This is a genomic window from Enterobacter cloacae complex sp. R_G8, from assembly GCF_024599795.1.
In the GTDB taxonomy this organism is placed as follows: Bacteria; Pseudomonadota; Gammaproteobacteria; order Enterobacterales; family Enterobacteriaceae; genus Enterobacter; species Enterobacter dissolvens.
This window is the reverse complement of the sequence record NZ_CP102246.1, coordinates 1,336,049-1,350,996: the sequence shown is the minus strand read 5'-3', so window position 1 is coordinate 1,350,996 and position 14,948 is coordinate 1,336,049. Positions and strand designations below refer to the sequence as shown.

At 57.4% G+C, this 14,948-nt stretch carries 15 protein-coding genes; 4 read left to right on the top strand and 11 right to left on the bottom strand.

Going from position 1 to position 14,948, the window contains the following annotated elements; all coding sequences use genetic code 11:
• The first annotated feature begins 233 nt into the window (after positions 1-233).
• A complete protein-coding gene (locus tag NQ842_RS06505; protein ID WP_047361489.1) occupies positions 234-671 on the top strand; it encodes a hypothetical protein in 438 nt (145 codons plus the stop codon).
• A gap of 245 nt (positions 672-916) precedes the next feature.
• Here NQ842_RS06505 and NQ842_RS06500 read toward each other — a convergent pair whose 3' ends face one another.
• A complete protein-coding gene (locus NQ842_RS06500; protein ID WP_257256638.1) occupies positions 917-1,648 on the bottom strand; it encodes an AraC family transcriptional regulator in 732 nt (243 codons plus the stop codon).
• A 98-nt stretch (positions 1,649-1,746) separates the two neighbouring features.
• Between NQ842_RS06500 and NQ842_RS06495 the strand changes: the two genes are divergently transcribed.
• On the top strand, positions 1,747-2,166 hold the full coding sequence (locus tag NQ842_RS06495; protein ID WP_257256637.1) for a nuclear transport factor 2 family protein: 420 nt from the start codon (positions 1,747-1,749) through the stop codon (positions 2,164-2,166).
• Between the two features lie 88 nt (positions 2,167-2,254).
• Here NQ842_RS06495 and NQ842_RS06490 read toward each other — a convergent pair whose 3' ends face one another.
• Both NQ842_RS06490 and NQ842_RS06485 read right to left on the bottom strand, forming a co-directional pair.
• Positions 2,255-3,436 carry a PLP-dependent aminotransferase family protein gene (locus NQ842_RS06490; RefSeq protein WP_014832985.1) on the bottom strand — a complete coding sequence of 394 codons (1,182 nt, stop codon included), beginning with the start codon at positions 3,434-3,436 and terminating at the stop codon, positions 2,255-2,257.
• Between the two features lie 19 nt (positions 3,437-3,455).
• Entirely contained in the window at positions 3,456-4,343 is an 888-nt protein-coding gene (locus NQ842_RS06485; protein WP_096928721.1) for a LysR family transcriptional regulator, read from the bottom strand.
• Between the two features lie 97 nt (positions 4,344-4,440).
• Here NQ842_RS06485 and NQ842_RS06480 point away from each other — a divergent pair, with 97 nt between their 5' ends.
• Positions 4,441-5,043, top strand: coding sequence for a short chain dehydrogenase (locus tag NQ842_RS06480; RefSeq protein ID WP_046888502.1), 603 nt, complete (start codon positions 4,441-4,443; stop codon positions 5,041-5,043).
• Here the strand turns inward: NQ842_RS06480 and NQ842_RS06475 are convergent.
• From NQ842_RS06475 to NQ842_RS06455, 5 genes are all read right to left on the bottom strand, one after another.
• Positions 5,037-5,771, bottom strand: coding sequence for a bifunctional 2-polyprenyl-6-hydroxyphenol methylase/3-demethylubiquinol 3-O-methyltransferase UbiG (locus NQ842_RS06475; protein WP_014832988.1), 735 nt, complete (start codon positions 5,769-5,771; stop codon positions 5,037-5,039). The two genes, NQ842_RS06480 and NQ842_RS06475, sit on opposite strands and share 7 nt — an antisense overlap.
• Before the next feature lie 74 nt (positions 5,772-5,845).
• Positions 5,846-6,844, bottom strand: coding sequence for a transketolase family protein (locus NQ842_RS06470; protein WP_276591039.1), 999 nt, complete (start codon positions 6,842-6,844; stop codon positions 5,846-5,848).
• On the bottom strand, positions 6,844-7,689 hold the full coding sequence (locus tag NQ842_RS06465) for a transketolase (protein ID WP_047361484.1): 846 nt from the start codon (positions 7,687-7,689) through the stop codon (positions 6,844-6,846). Before NQ842_RS06465 ends, NQ842_RS06470 begins: the two co-directional genes overlap by 1 nt.
• Before the next feature lie 12 nt (positions 7,690-7,701).
• Positions 7,702-8,451 carry an SDR family NAD(P)-dependent oxidoreductase gene (locus NQ842_RS06460; protein WP_014832991.1) on the bottom strand — a complete coding sequence of 250 codons (750 nt, stop codon included), beginning with the start codon at positions 8,449-8,451 and terminating at the stop codon, positions 7,702-7,704.
• 36 nt (positions 8,452-8,487) lie between these two features.
• On the bottom strand, positions 8,488-9,819 hold the full coding sequence (locus tag NQ842_RS06455; protein WP_014832992.1) for an MFS transporter: 1,332 nt from the start codon (positions 9,817-9,819) through the stop codon (positions 8,488-8,490).
• Positions 9,820-10,035: 216 nt separating this feature from the next.
• On the opposite strand from NQ842_RS06455, the gene NQ842_RS06450 reads away from it, so the two are divergent.
• Positions 10,036-10,956 carry a LysR substrate-binding domain-containing protein gene (locus NQ842_RS06450; protein ID WP_014832993.1) on the top strand — a complete coding sequence of 307 codons (921 nt, stop codon included), beginning with the start codon at positions 10,036-10,038 and terminating at the stop codon, positions 10,954-10,956.
• A 94-nt stretch (positions 10,957-11,050) separates the two neighbouring features.
• On the opposite strand, the gene NQ842_RS06445 is transcribed toward NQ842_RS06450, so the two are convergent.
• The 3 genes from NQ842_RS06445 to NQ842_RS06435 are packed head-to-tail and all read right to left on the bottom strand — an operon-like array spanning position 11,051 to position 14,938.
• Complete coding sequence (locus NQ842_RS06445) at positions 11,051-12,430, bottom strand: amidohydrolase family protein (protein ID WP_257256636.1); 1,380 nt, start codon at positions 12,428-12,430, stop codon at positions 11,051-11,053.
• A gap of 1 nt (position 12,431) precedes the next feature.
• Positions 12,432-13,388 (bottom strand): carbamate kinase family protein, encoded by a 957-nt coding sequence (locus tag NQ842_RS06440; protein WP_096928716.1) that lies wholly within the window; start codon positions 13,386-13,388, stop codon positions 12,432-12,434.
• Positions 13,385-14,938, bottom strand: coding sequence for a xanthine permease (locus tag NQ842_RS06435; protein WP_182381160.1), 1,554 nt, complete (start codon positions 14,936-14,938; stop codon positions 13,385-13,387). Before NQ842_RS06435 ends, NQ842_RS06440 begins: the two co-directional genes overlap by 4 nt.
• Positions 14,939-14,948 lie beyond the last annotated feature (10 nt).

The window sequence follows — 14,948 nt, the reverse complement described above, 5'->3', positions numbered from 1 at the left end:
CTCCCACGCCAGCAAAATCTGGCGTCGGGATTGGCATCCCGGTTAAACTTAATGGCGGCGTCAGCTCTTGTTGCGCCGTGCGTCTGGCTACATTCCAATGGTGGGCTGGGCGGGGGCGTCGCAAGACGCGCCGGTGTCCATTAAGGCCGGTAATGCCAACTCCGTTCAGTCCTGCCACCCGGGAAATTGGCATTTCTCTGGCAGTGTCATAATCACTTAATGGAAACTTTCATATGACCACCAGTAACGCACTTTTCACGACCCCTTTCGACTGCAACACCGACTTCATCGAACTTGCCGACAATTGCCAACGCTATTGCGAAGCGCTGGTGGAAGAGACCAATCCCGCGAGAAAAATAGCCCTCTGCGGTCGTCTTGCCTCGACGTTTGCCCTGCTCCGCCCAATGCTGCTGGAGCCTATCCCTGAGCACCTACAGGAACGTCTCACCGTCGATCGGTTTCCCGAACGTGAGCCTGTATTCAACACCGAATCCGACCAGCTCTGCCGCTACTGCGAGGAAATTACCCAACTGTTGATTAGTGGCGCGCTTACGCCCGAATCCGCACGCGTGATGGGGGATTTGCTCTTTGAACTTACTGGATATTTTGCCGACCAGCTAAAAGCCCCGCGCTGGCTGAGGACGGAGGCTGGAATCGCGTTGCTGGGTTGAGGTAGTTTTCTCCCTCTCCCTGTGGGAGAGGGTCGGGATGAGGGCATCATACCGCATCTATTTTATATTTATAAACAGAACGTTAATGATGAATAACCAGGAAAAATTACGTATCTCTGAACTGGCAGAGAGAATAAACACCGATCACACCACTACCAGCACTGAATGCTGGATGAATCTACAACAAAACGTAGAAATCGGGAGAAGGAGAATCGAATATCCCTGACAAAGCCTCGCCACGCGCATTACCTTCGCCCAAAAGGGACTTCTTTAACCGCCCACTGCCCCGGCGTTTTACCGGTCCATGCTCTGAAAACCTCAATAAATGCGCTGACGCTGCTGTAGCCACAGGACAGCGCAATCCACCCCACCGGCTTCCCCGCGGCCAGCCACTCCATTGCCTGCATCACGCGTGCCAGCTGCCGCCAGTTAACGAAGTTCATTCCGGTCTGGGCACGAAAACGACGGTTGAACGTACGCACGCTCATCCCCGCCTGGCGGGCATGGCTCTCAACCGTCTGATTATCATCGACAAACTGCAGCAAATGCCTGACCACGTCCTTCAGACGCGGATCCGTCGGCACGGGCAGAGTAAAGTGCACCTGGGGTGCCACGGCAAGCTCATCCAGCAGCAGGGTGAGCTTTCGCGGATCGTACTCGCTTTCAGCAACGCTTAAGCGGGAAAACAGTGCATGGGTAAGATCGTCGGGCTCGAACAGGGCGGGCACATCGGGAAGCCTTGTGCAGCAGGCGGGGTCAAGATAGATGGCGCTGCCTTCTATCGCGCTTTCAGAAAAGGCGGCGTGCTGATTACCTGGCGGGATCCAGCCGATGTGTTTTGCCGGTACGACCGAGCGCCCCCGCTGTGACTCAATCACCAGCAGACCCGTTGCAATGCGCCACAGCTGCCCAGCGCGATGGCTGTGCCAGGGGGTTCGGTACCCGCCAGGATGAAGGAGCGTCTCAGTACTGACCATGTCATGTTGACCGAAAATCGTTATTCATCGGCGTATTACAGAAACTGCGTCTTCGGCTGTCAAGGATAATGGCGACTAAACCACATAAGGAGCCCTTAATGAGCATAATCACATCCCTGATAGCCGATACCGACAACGCCGCACAGCGCGAAAAGATGGCGTGCCTGTTAACCCGCTTATTCAACGGCGATATCGATCCGGCAGAGGTCTTTACGCCCGATTACCAGCAGGTTACGGACGGTCACACGCTTGATTACCGGGGATTTATCCAGCACCTGAGCCACGTCAGCTCGCAGACTCGCACGATCGCCTTCACCGTGGTGGAGATAGCCTGTCATGACAAACTTCTGGCTGACCGGCATATCGTGACGGTCACGTATCCTGACGGTCGTCAGGCAGAGATCGAGGTTTACCTGTTTGCGACGCTGCGTGAAGGGAAAATCTGGCGGATCCATGAAGTCACGCGGGCTCTCAGCGGCGATGCTTCAGATCGCACGCTGGCCCATGCGACGGAATAACGTCACTCCGCCGGGCCCGGTACGGTTATACACCTCAACAAAACGTGTATTGCGCATAACGGCAGGAACGCCATTATGCGCAGGTCTTTTACAGCGATTTTTTCAGGCGACGAACCGCTTCTTTCAGCTCTTCATCCGTTGGCGTGACAAACGACATACGCAGCGTCGAGTGGTCTGGCTCACTGCAGTAGAAAAATTCACCCGGCACAAATACTACGCCGTTGCTTAACGTCTTTTCCAGCCAGCGCGTGGTATTACTACCCTTTTTCATATTCGCCCACAGGAACATGCCGCCCTTCGGCTTGTGGAACGACATCACATCGCCCAGTTCGGCTTCCAGTTCGTTGGCGAACGTCTGATACTTCTGACGGTAGGCTTCGCGGATCATTTTGATCTGCCCGGCCAGACGCCCGGTTTTCAGGTATTCGTAAGTCATCAGCTGCGACAGCGTGCTGGTGTGCAGATCGGTGGTTTGCTTCAGATTCACCACCGCACGCTTCAGCCACTCTGGTACCAGCACCCAGCCCACACGGGTGCCCGGCGCGAGAATTTTAGAGAAGGTTGAGGTATACACCACGTTCTCTTCGTTGCCGATATCGTTGGCATGGGCAATTAACGGGCGGAAAACTTCGTCGGTGTAATTAATTTCACTGTACGGATCGTCTTCGATAATCACGAAGTCATAGCGCTTCGAGAGTTCCACCAGCTGTTTACGGCGCGCCTCAGACAGCGTAACGCCACCCGGGTTACCGAATGTCGGCACAATATAAACCGCTTTGATGGGTTTATTTGCCACCAGGGCTTCGAGTTCATCCACTTTCATGCCGTCGCCATCGGTGCCAACCGATTCAAAATTCGCCTGCGCCAGACCAAAGACCTGCAGCGCGGCAAGATAGGTTGGGCGTTCGACGACGACGGTATCGCCCGGATTAATTAACGCGCGCGCCAGCACGTCGAGGGATTGTTGTGAACCGGAGGTCACGACCACATCATCCGCTTTGCAGCGGATCCCGCGCCCTTCGCAGATGCGCTGGATCTCGTCCCGCAGTCCCGGCACACCTTCGGTCAGACCATACTGGAAGGCTTCACCAAAATGCTGCGACAGTACGGCATCAGCGGCCATTTTCAGACCTTCGTGATCGAACAAGGCCGGGTTAGGAATACCCCCACCCAGCGAAATGACGCCTGCCATTTTGCTATGTTTTAATAATTCACGGATGGCGGAAGATTGCAGGCCCTGCGCACTGCTGGCGAGTTTGTTTGCAGACATTCTTTGATTACCTTCTTTTTTATATTGTGCCCAATCTTAGCAGAATATGAGCAATAAATTCCGTTAGCTTCGGGAGGGGACGTAAATCCTGACGCCACAGTAAATGCACCGGCCTTGGCGCGGGTGTAAACGGCTCCAGAACCCGAACCAGTCTGCCGCTTGCCAGCTCTTCCGCCACCAGCACCTCCGGCTGCAGCAGCAGCCCCGCCCCGGCGCGCGCCGCCATGCGTAAGCCGTAGCCGTCGTTGCAGCGTAAAACGGCATCGCGCTTCCAGCGCACCTCGCCCTCCACACCCGGCAGCCGCCATTCGTTACGCGCGGTCCATACCGTGTGGGAAAGACAGAGATGGTCCACCAGATCGGCAGGCGTTTGCGGCGTACCGTGGCGCGCCAGATAATCCGGCGACGCGCAGATCACCATGTTGTAAGGGCACAGGTATTTCGCCACCAAATCGTCATTGCGGATATCACCAATGCGAATGGCCAGATCGACCCCCTCTTCCACCAGATCCACCATCCGGTTGGTGAGATCCAGTTCGATACGCACTGCCGGGTAGCGCTGCAAAAAGGTGGCGGTCAGCGGCGCGATAACGCAACCGCCAAACGACGTAGGCGCCGTCACGCGCAGGGTGCCCGCCGGTGCGGCGCGCAGACGTTCCACCGCGCTTTCGGCAATGGCCACCTGCTCCAGCACCCGCTTCGCCTCGTCATAATAGACCCGCCCGGCGTCGGTCAGGCTTTGACGTCGCGTATTGCGCTCCAGCAGACGGGTGCCAAGCTGTGATTCCAGCAGCGCAATGTACTTCCCCACCATCACCGACGACATATCCAGCCGGGACGCCGCACCGGTGAAGCTGCCGCTTTCCACCACGGCGATAAACGTTTCCATGCCGCGAAGCTTATCCATATTACAAACCTCTGGTTAGCAATCTTCTAACTTTAGCCCAGTTTATCCGACTTTTAATTTATTAAAGAATGAAGGCTCACAACATGAGGAGTCGGCTATGAAAATCATCATTATTGGTGCCAGCGGTACGGTCGGTCGTGCAGTCACGGAGGCGCTCGGTCACCGCCACGAGGTGATCCGCGTGGGCCGCACGCAGGGCGATGAGCAGGTGGATATTACGTCGCAGGCGAGCGTGCAGGCGCTGTTTGAAAAGGTTGGCCCGGTGGATGCGATTGTCTCCGCCAGCGGCGGGTTGTACTTTGGCCCCCTCGCCACCATGAAGGACAGCGATTTCAATCAGGGGTTACAGGATAAACTGCTCGGACAGGTGCGCCTGGCGCTGACCGGCCAGCACTACCTGAACGATGGCGGCTCCATTACCCTGATTAGCGGGATTGTGGCGCACGAGCCCATCGCGCAGGGCGTCAATGCCACCACGGTGAATGCCGCGCTGGAAGGGTTTGTTCGCGCTGCCGCCTGCGAGCTGCCGCGTGGGATCCGCATCAACCTGATAAGCCCGACGGTTCTCACCGAATCGGTCGAAACGTACGACGGCTTCTTCCCGGGCTTTGAAAGCGTGCCGGCCGCCACCGTGGCGCAAGCCTATCGCCGCAGCGTGGAAGGCGTGCAGAGCGGCCGCGTTTACAAGGTCGGTTACTGATCCTTACGGGCGGAAATCAGCACCAGCATCGGGCGGTCTGCCTCTTCGGCCAGCGCGGGCCAGGCGTCAATCTGTGCCTGCGTTGGTCCCCATTCGTTCACTTCGCTTACCGTTAACCCGGCGGTGATCAGCGCGTTAAGCGTGCTGCCCAGCGTGCGGTGATACTTGATCACGCCGTCTGCCAGCCAGTTGCTGACGCGCTGGCCTTCGTCCTGATAGTGGTTCACGCCCCAGAAACGCACGCCGGCGTCATCGGTCAGCCAGCCCTGACGCGTCGCGCAGGTGTAAATCGGGTGCTCCATGGAAAAGACCAGGCTGCCGCCAGGTTTCAGCGCACGCTGAACGTTGCCAAACAGGGTGTTCAGCTCGGGCAGATAGTGCAGCGCCAGCGAGCTGTAGACCAGATCGAAACTGTTCGCTTTCATCGCCAGCGATTCCAGATCGCTACGTTGATACACAATCCCGTCATCGTGGGTCAGCTCTGCCGCACGGGCGAGCATTTTTTCGGAGATATCAACGCCGGTTACCGCAGAAGCGCCCAGCTCACGCGCTGCGCGGCAGAACCAGCCATAGCCACAGCCGAGATCGATAACCGATTTGCCGTGTAGATCCGGCAGCATGCTTTTCAGCGCAGGCCACTCCGGCGCGCCATTCAGGCCGTCTACCGAGCGCGGCAACTGGGCGTAACCTTCAAAAAAGGCAGGGTTGTCGTAGATATTTTGTGCCATCACGGACTCCTTCATTGCAACAGAGGCGAGGGTAAAACACCCCTCGCCCGTTGACAACTAAACCGTCTGGCGAATCAAAGCCTGCGCCGGATCTTCTCCACCATGGCTGCCGTTGAGATCCCGTAGCGTTCGTGAAGCGTCGGGAGCGCACCTGCATCCAGGAAAGCATCTGGTAGCGCAACGGTATCAAAGTCGACATGCACGCGATGACGCATCAGCAGCGACGCCACGGCCTCACAAAGCCCCCCTACGGTGCTGTGGTTTTCGGCGACCACCACCAGCCGCCCAGGTTTCGCGGTCTGCGCCAGGATAGTCTCCTCATCCAGCGGTTTAATGGTGGGCGAATGCAGTACCGCCACGCTGACGTTATCCTTACGCAGTTGCTTTGCGGCCTCCAGCGCGCGCATGGTCATCAGCCCTGAAGCGATGATCAGGACGTCGCTCCCCTCTTCCAGCAGCGCGGCTTTGCCCAGCGTAAACCGGTAATTGTACTGGTCCAGCACCACCGGCACCTTGCCACGCAGCAGTCGCATATACACCGGCCCATTGTGCGCCGCGATCGCCGGTACTGCCTGTTCGGTGTCTATCGCATCGCAGGGATCGATGATGGTCATCCCCGGAATACCGCGCATAATCGCAATATCTTCCGTCGCCTGGTGGCTCGGACCGTAGCCCGTGGTTAATCCCGGCAGCGCAGCGCATATCTTCACGTTGAGATGCTCTTCGGCGATAACCTGATGAATAAAATCGTAGGCACGACGTGTGGCAAAGACCGCATACGTCGTGGCAAAGGGAATAAACCCCTCTTTTGCCATTCCCCCGGCCGCGCCCATTAAGAGTTGCTCCGCCATCCCCATCTGGAAGAAACGTTCCGGATACGCCTGGGCAAAGATATGCAGATCGGTATATTTCGACAAATCCGCCGTCATACCGACAACTTCCGGGCGCTGTTCCGCCAGCTTCACCAGCGCATGGCCGAACGGTGCAGAGCGCGTCTCCTGGCCGTCTTCCGCAATAGAGGCAATCATGGCCGACGTGGTTAAACGCGGTTTTTTCTCCGTTATCTGGCTCATTACAGCACTCCTTCAGGTTTGTTGGCATCCAGCACGGCGAGTGCCTTTTGCCACTCGTCAGCATCCACGCGAATAAAATGGTTCTTGTCACGTTGTTCGAGGAAAGGCACACCTTTGCCCATCAGCGTGTCGCACAAAATGACGCGTGGCTGGTTTTCGGGATAGCGTCTGGCGTTATCAAACGCCGCAACCAGCGCAGGGACATCGTTGCCATTTACGCGCTGCACGTACCAGCCGAACGAGGTCCATTTATCCTCCAGCGGCTCAAAGCCAAGAATTTTGTGCGAGTTGCCGTCTGCCTGCTGGCGGTTAATGTCCACCAGCACGATCAGGTTCGACAGGCCATGGTGCGCTGCAGACATAGCCGCTTCCCAGGTTGATCCTTCGTCAAGCTCACCGTCCGACATGGAGTTAACGACCCATGCCGGGCTCTGCTTGTGCTTCAGCCCCAGCGCCATGCCGACCCCAATACTTAACCCCTGCCCCAGCGACCCACCGGAGATCTCCATGCCCGGCGTGTAAGTTGCCATACCGGACATTGGCAGGCGACTGTCGTCCGAGCCGTAGGTCTCCAGTTCCTCTTCAGGAATGATCCCCGCTTCAATCAGGGCGGCATAACAGGCAATGGCGTAATGACCGTGAGAAAGCAGAAAACGGTCACGGCCTTCCCACTCCGGCTCGTCCGGCTTGAGGTTCATACCGTGGGTAAACGCGGTGGCCAGTACGTCGGCATAGCCCAGCGCCTGCCCGATGTACCCCTGCCCCTGCACTTCGCCCATGCGCAGTGCATAGCGGCGAATACGCCATGCCGCCGCGGTAACCTGTTGAACTGTAGTATCCGTCATCGTCGGGTCTCCTTAATGGATCAGCATGCCGCCGTTCACGTCGAGCGTGATACCGGTGGAGTAAGACGAAAGGTCGCTGCCAAGGAACAGCGCGGCGCGGGCTATATCCTGCGCGTCGCCGAGGCGGTTAAGCGGAATGCCCGCCAGGATGGTGGTTTTCATCTCATCGCTGAGCTTGCCTGCGGTGATGTCCGTCTGGATAAGGCCGGGAGTGATGCAGTTGACGCGTACGTTATCCGGTCCCAGCTCGCGGGCCATCGCTTTCGCCAGGCCCAGCACACCGGCTTTAGCCGCGCTGTAATGGGGGCCACCGAAAATACCGCCGCCGCGCTGGGCTGATACCGATGAAATGCAGACAATGCTGCCCGACTTCTGCGCACGCATGGTGGGGATCACCGCCTGGGACATCAGCAGCGTGCCGCGAAGGCTGACGTCCAGCACCGCGTCGTAATTCTCGCGTTTAATCTCCATCAGCTTGATCGGCTGAGTAATACCGGCGTTATTCACCAAAATATCGATACGCCCGTATTTTCCCAGCACCTGCTCAATGGCGGCGTTGACCTGTAATTCATTGCTGACGTTCGCCGCCAGGCCCAGATGCTCTTCACCCAGATTCGCCGCGGCAGCCCGACTGGCTTCGGCATCTAAATCGATAATCACCACCTTCGCACCCTGCCCGGCAAATAATTTAGCCGTGGCAAAACCCAAACCGCGTACAGAAGCCGCGCCGGTAATAACGGCGACTTTATCTTTCAGTAGCATATATTTACTCCATTCTGATAAAAGGGATTTATTTTTTTATTTCGGCTCATCCAGCAACATAATCATAAATAAGCCAATCGCTGCACAAATACCGAAATAAATAAAGACAGAGTTAAAACTTCCTGTTTTATCCAGCAGATAACCCGCCAGCATCGGGGAAACAAATCCGCCGAGATTCCCGCCGCTATTGATAATTGACGCGGCAATGGGATAAGTTTTACTGTCTGCAACCGCCATACCGTAAGCCGTAAAAGCAGGCCAGCCGATATTCAGACAGAGGCCGACAAAAAACAGCCCCACACAAACCGCAACGGTGCTTTGCGGGATATTCAGCATGATGACCATCATTAACACGGTGCTGATGGCGGTAAACATCATGGTCGGTTTACGCCGGCGGCCGAGCAGTTTGTCGGATACGTAACCGCCAAAGATCGCCCCGATAAACCCGCCGATGCACGGCATACTGGCGACCAGCCCCATGCTCATAAACGTAAAGCCTTTCTCTTTCACCAGATAGAGCGGGATCCACGTCAACAGGCCATACAGCACGCTGACCATCATGAAATAGGCCAGACAGTCGCCGAGGATATTCTTCGAGGTAAACAGCCCTTTCACTGTGCTCACCGGGGCTAAGTCCCGCACGCGGATCAGGCGGTCAAGACGTGCAAAGCCCGGTGAAATCACGATGTTTTCCCGCCTGGCGTCCGGCGTCTCCTGGCCCGCAGTAATGGTCTCCAGTTCGGCTTTAGAGACAAATGTGCTCTCCGATGGTCTGGTACGCACCAGCAGATACCACAGAACGGCAATGACCAGACCGGGGATCGCGAAGGAGAAGAAGACCCAACGCCAGCCCCAGGTCATGGCGATCCACACCGCCAGCGGCGGCACGAGGATCGGCGCGAACATGGTGGCCGCGATGTAGACCCCCGTGGCCGTCGCCTTCTCCCTGGGGGGAAACCAGTTATTGATGGTGGAGGCCAGTCCGACGGGGCACGGCCCCTCCGTTAGCCCCAGGCCCAGCCGAATACACTTCAGACCCAGAACAGAGGTCGCCGTACCCATCAGCCAGGTAAACGCCGAGAAACCGAATATCGACAGCGCCACCATGCCGCGAATACCCTTTTTGGCGATAAAAAAGCCCGCCGGAATTTGGCTCAATGCGTATCCCAAAAAGAACATACTGGCGATGGCACCGGCTTCGAAATTATTGATATGAAACTCATCAATGATAAAGGGCAGTACTGCACCAATATTTGTCCGGTCAGCATAGTTAATGGCATACACAATAAAAATTAATGCCAGCACAACGAAACGGTAATTGGTTTTTTTCGTGTTTATGTAGGGGACAGCTTGTTCTATACGAGACATAACTTACCTCATTATTCGAACAACGTGAGTCGTTTTATTTTTACGTTCAAGGTCAATATATCGGCTCATAAATGAAACACCATTCAATAAACCTCATTTATTGCTGAGATAAATTTGATTCGCGATACAGCTCAAAAAAAATAACATCGGGATAAAATTGCCCGCATGCCGTCTCAATGTTATGTTTTTTATCAATAAACATGACAGGAGTAGGCTATGTCCGCGCAGGATCGCCAGACGTTATCACTGCCCTCGCTCAGAAATTTGCAGGCATTCATCGCCGTCGCTAACGCATTGAGCATCCATCAGGCGGCCGAACAGCTCAATGTCACCCCCTCCGCGGTCAGCCATCAGATCGCGTCGCTGGAGTCGTGGATGGGCAAGAAATTATTCATCCGCAGTGGCAAAGGGGTTCAGCTCACCCCGACGGGAGAAAAATATCTGCGGGAGGTCTCGGCGGCGATGAGCGCCATCGGACGCGCCACCGATCAGATCGTCAAAGAGAAAGATAACGCCGTGCTTCGGGTGCACTCCTCGCCCACCTTCGGGTTGTCATGGCTGTTACGCCGCCTGGGTAAGTTTCGCGCCGAATATCCCGATATCACCATCAATCTCACCTGCTCCTATGAGAATCTGCAATTCGCCAGAGATAATATTGATATTGATATCCGCCACGGTATCCCGGACTGGGATGCTTACCGGGTGATGACCATTAAAAACGACACGCTGGTGGTGCTGGCCTCGCCGGAGTATGCACAAAAACACCCCATCAGCACCCCCACCGATCTGCTGCAACAGTCACTCATCTCGTCCACCAGCACGCTGGTGAACTGGGAAAAATGGTTCGCCTGGCACAATATCGACAGGCCCTGGCTCAACTTCAGCCTCAGCTTTGACCGCTCCTATATGAGCTTTGAAGCGGCGCGCATGGGGCTGGGATTTATTCTTGAGAGCAAAATGATGGCGACAGACCACCTGAAAGATGGCTCACTGGTGCAGGTACTGCCGGATGAGATGGGGATCGCCATTAATGCGCACCATCTGGTGATGCCGCATATGAATGAACGCGCGTGGAAGATCCAGCAGTTCGTTGAGTGGATTGACCGGGAGTTGCGATTGTCGGGGTATCACCTGTAACGTCGGGTGGCGGCGTCGCCTTACCCGACGTACAAAAGTGCGGCCTGATGCCCTCACCCCAACCCTCTCCCACAGGGAGAGGGAGAAATGCACGTCAACCCACAGAGCCCCACACAAGGTTCCCCTTATGGAAGGTCGCGGTGCGTGGAGATATGCGCGCCACCGCCTCGGCGGAACAGGAGGCGTCCACCAGCACAAAGCTGGCGTCGTCCTGCACTTTCGGCCAGACGCATTCACCTTTGTCGTTCAGCGGCAGCACGTCACCGGTCGCGATACCTAAAGCGCGGGACAGCGTCTGCTCATTAGGGCGGATATAGAGCTGGGCGTAGAGATTCGCTTTTTCCAGCATGTCCCCTAAACCGTACGGTGACCAGTGGTCGATCACGCTGTCGGTCCCCGTCATCACGAACACGCCCTTCTCACGCAGTTGCTTCAGCGGCATATGCAGAGTGCCGATGGGTACGGTGGAGGCGATAGTCACCTGCTGCGCCGCCATGCGGGTGGCAATCTCATCCACCTGTTGCTCGTTGAGCGTGGCCAGCGCAAAGGCGTGGCTGATGGTCAGTTTGCCCTTCAGTTGCGGGGTTTTCTCCACGGTTTCGACCATGTAGTTCACCGCCGCCACACCCGCCGGGCTGGTTTCGTGCAGGTGAATATCCACCCCTTTGTCGTAATCCAGCGCAATCTGGAACATGGTGTCGAGAGATTTCTCCATCGCCCCGTCAACGTTGGTGGGATCCAGCCCGCCCACGTAGTGCGCCCCGGCCTGCATCGCCTCGCGCATCAGCTGTTCGGAATTCGACAGCAGCAGGCCGTGCTGTGGAAACGCCACGATCTCGCAGTCAAATCCGGGCTTGCGGCGCGCCAGCACCGCCTGCAGGTTCTCCAGATTCTTCAGGCCCGAGACCGGCTCAATATTGCAGTGGCTGCGGGCGATGGTGGAGCCTTTCGACTGGATCAGATCGATCAGCTTTTCGGCGCGCTCCTGGGTATAAGGCTGGAGTTCGGGGAGCAGCTTCTGCTCAAGGCGGATCATATCCTGAATGGTGGTACCCGCCGGGCGGTTGAGCGAACGCCACGGACCGCCGTAGAAGGTTTTATCCAGGTGAATGTGCATATCGCGCATCGCCGGGAGCATCAGCTTGCCGCCCGCGTCATAGTGCGGCAGGGTGGCGTCCGCGTGATTTTTGTTATCACGCAGGGCGACAATTTTCCCGTCTTTGATCTCCAGCGTTTTCAGCTCGGTGCGGGTGCTCGTCGCCACGCCGCCGTCGACGTTAAATCCGGCCTCCAGCAGCACGTTGTCCAGGTAGTAGTGTTTAGCGGTGATGTTCATCGGTTTGCCCGTCTCGCAGGTTGGCTTTGCGGAATCGGCAGCATACGCGACGGAACCGGTCGCGCCAAACAGCGCACAGGCGGTGACCATTTTGCCGCTCTGGCTGATGAATTCACGGCGGCTTTTATTTTCACTCATCTTATCTTCCTTCATTAACAATATGGGTACCGGTTTCCCCGCGCAGCGCGGCGGGCAGGCAGTCTGGCGAGGTGATGATCACGCGCTTGCCGCCGTGGTGTAAAAACGCCAGCGAGGCGACGATTTTGGGCAGCATGCTGCCCGCCGGGAAATGGCCCTCGTCTTTGTAACGGGTCATCTGCGCCACGCTCACCGTGTCCAGCGCCTGCTGGTTCGGCTTGCCAAAGTGGATGCACACTTTTTCGACCCCGGTGGTGATCACCAGCACGTCGGCACGGATCTCGCGCGCCAGCAGCGCGGTGGAGAGATCTTTATCAATCACCGCATCAACGCTCTGGTAATCGCCCTGCGCCGAGCGCACAACGGGGATCCCGCCGCCACCCGCGCCGATCACCACAAAGCCTTTTTGTGTCAGGGTTTTGATGGCCTCCGATTCGACAATCCGCAGCGGCTGGGGTGAGGCCACCACGCGGCGATAGCCCCGACCGGAGTCTTCTACGAAATGCCAGTCCGGATGGGCGATTTGTAGTTCATCCCGCTGCGCCTCGCTGAAGAACGCGCCGATCGGTTTCGTCGGGTGCGTAAAGCCGGGATCGTTTTTATCCACCTCTACCTGCGTGACGACCGTGACCGCTTTTTGCTCACCGCGCGCGGCCAGGCGGTTGTTAAGCGCCTGCTGGATCAGGTAGCCGATACCACCCTGCGTATCCGCCACGCAGTTGGCCAGCGGCGTGAGCGGCAGTCCCTCCCGCTCGTGGGCAATTTCGGCGCGGCGCAGATCCAGCCCCACCTGGGGGCCGTTGCCGTGCGTGAGCACAATGTCATAGTCGGATGCCAGCATCTCCAGCACCGACTCTGCCACCGCTTTAACCGCCTGCGCCTGATGCTCTACCGACTGGCTGGCGTTGTCTTTGATAATGCTATTGCCGCCAATGGCGACGACCATAAGCTCTTTCATACGTTTTCCTTCGCAACAGTACCCGGCTCAGCGCTCGCCACTTCCCGGCTGTCGAGAACATGCTTCACCACAAACATGCCGCCCATCATCAGATACGCGGTCACGAACATCAGCGAACTGCCTTCGGCAAAGCCCACCACCGGGGCGTGGATCACGCCAAACAGCGCCAGCAGCGCGCCACCGGCGGCGGCAACGGCCCCGCGCAGCGGTTTGTTGATGATGGCGAAGATGGCGATACACCCCCACAGCATGCTGGCGAGCGGTGCGCCGCTGCCCAGATGCACCAACCCTTCGTAGTAGATCCCTTTACTGTGCAGCACGTCAGTGCCGATTTTCGTCGCGTTAGTGCCCGCCGCGCCCATCACGCTGTTCATCATGGTCAGCGCCCAGTTGGCGATCCACGGGAACAGGCAGATGAAAATCACGGGCACCTCCACTTTGGGCGTTTCCCTCACCACCTGGTTGGCGGTGACAACGCCGATAAACACCAGGATCGGCACGATGGCGGTCATCGGAATGATGGCCAGCATAAACGCCCCCAGTCCGAACAGCGGCACGATAAACATGGTCACGCCGGAGGCCAGCGTGTAGCCGATGCTGGCGCCCATCGCTTTCCAGCCTGCATGACCCACGTAGACCGTCACCGGGAACGGATTGCCCATCAGGCAGCCGAGCATGGAGGCCAGGCCGTTCGCCAGCATTACCTTGCGGGTCGGGTACTCGTCCCCCGCCGCGTGGGCGCTTTCAATGTTTTCCAGGTCAAAGATGTAGTTCGCCAGCCCCAGCGGCACGGCAGACGCCAGATACGGCAGCGCGTGCGGCAAGCCCTGCAGGAAACCTTCTACATGGACTTCGGGCGGGTTAAAGCCGAAAGAGGACATCGAGGCTTTAATTGCCTCCGGGCTTTGCAGGCCGGAGATCCACGCTAACACCGTGCCAGCAATCAACAACAGCAGACCGGTCGGGATCCTGGCGAAGATCGGTTTTTTGCCAAACCAGTTAATGAAGATCAGCAGCAGCACGATGAACGACACGGTGGGCGCTTCAAACGCCTGCAGCATCGGGTTCATCGCCAGCAGCAGCAGGCCCAGGCCCGACAGACACGAGAGCAGCACGGTTCGCGGGATCATCTTGCGGATGGTCTCCCCGAGGAAGGAGCCGCCCGCCAGAATCATCGCCTCGACAAAGCACCACACCAGACCAATCTGGATGGCAAAATCCGCGTCACCGGTTTGCTGGTAGACCGGCATTAAGACCAGAAAGGTGACGGTAAAAATCGACGGCGCGCTCGGGCCAGACGGTAGCGCAGTCACGTCCGTTCGTCCGGTGGCACGCGCCATTTGCAGGCCAAACCACGCGTAGCAGACGCTCGCCACCAGCACCGCCAGCCCGAAGGCCGGCGCGATGCGTCCATAAACAATCTCCTTCGGGATGCCGACGACAAAAATGAGCAACCCCATCATGGTCAGCAAATTGGTCAGGTTGTTGGTCATCAACCCGAAATATGCCGCCCAGTCACCTCTTTTCCACTCCAGTTTCATGTTTTTCATGGATGCTTGC

Excerpts from the sequence above, each read along its gene's own strand:
- NQ842_RS06505 (WP_047361489.1), top strand. The coding sequence starts at position 234 with ATGACCACCAGTAACGCACTTTTCACGACCCCTTTCGACTGCAACACC.
- NQ842_RS06500 (WP_257256638.1), bottom strand. The coding sequence starts at position 1,648 with ATGGTCAGTACTGAGACGCTCCTTCATCCTGGCGGGTACCGAACCCCC.
- NQ842_RS06495 (WP_257256637.1), top strand. The coding sequence starts at position 1,747 with ATGAGCATAATCACATCCCTGATAGCCGATACCGACAACGCCGCACAG.
- NQ842_RS06490 (WP_014832985.1), bottom strand. The coding sequence starts at position 3,436 with ATGTCTGCAAACAAACTCGCCAGCAGTGCGCAGGGCCTGCAATCTTCC.
- NQ842_RS06485 (WP_096928721.1), bottom strand. The coding sequence starts at position 4,343 with ATGGATAAGCTTCGCGGCATGGAAACGTTTATCGCCGTGGTGGAAAGC.
- NQ842_RS06480 (WP_046888502.1), top strand. The coding sequence starts at position 4,441 with ATGAAAATCATCATTATTGGTGCCAGCGGTACGGTCGGTCGTGCAGTC.
- NQ842_RS06475 (WP_014832988.1), bottom strand. The coding sequence starts at position 5,771 with ATGGCACAAAATATCTACGACAACCCTGCCTTTTTTGAAGGTTACGCC.
- NQ842_RS06470 (WP_276591039.1), bottom strand. The coding sequence starts at position 6,844 with ATGAGCCAGATAACGGAGAAAAAACCGCGTTTAACCACGTCGGCCATG.
- NQ842_RS06465 (WP_047361484.1), bottom strand. The coding sequence starts at position 7,689 with ATGACGGATACTACAGTTCAACAGGTTACCGCGGCGGCATGGCGTATT.
- NQ842_RS06460 (WP_014832991.1), bottom strand. The coding sequence starts at position 8,451 with ATGCTACTGAAAGATAAAGTCGCCGTTATTACCGGCGCGGCTTCTGTA.
- NQ842_RS06455 (WP_014832992.1), bottom strand. The coding sequence starts at position 9,819 with ATGTCTCGTATAGAACAAGCTGTCCCCTACATAAACACGAAAAAAACC.
- NQ842_RS06450 (WP_014832993.1), top strand. The coding sequence starts at position 10,036 with ATGTCCGCGCAGGATCGCCAGACGTTATCACTGCCCTCGCTCAGAAAT.
- NQ842_RS06445 (WP_257256636.1), bottom strand. The coding sequence starts at position 12,430 with ATGAGTGAAAATAAAAGCCGCCGTGAATTCATCAGCCAGAGCGGCAAA.
- NQ842_RS06440 (WP_096928716.1), bottom strand. The coding sequence starts at position 13,388 with ATGAAAGAGCTTATGGTCGTCGCCATTGGCGGCAATAGCATTATCAAA.
- NQ842_RS06435 (WP_182381160.1), bottom strand. The coding sequence starts at position 14,938 with ATGAAAAACATGAAACTGGAGTGGAAAAGAGGTGACTGGGCGGCATAT.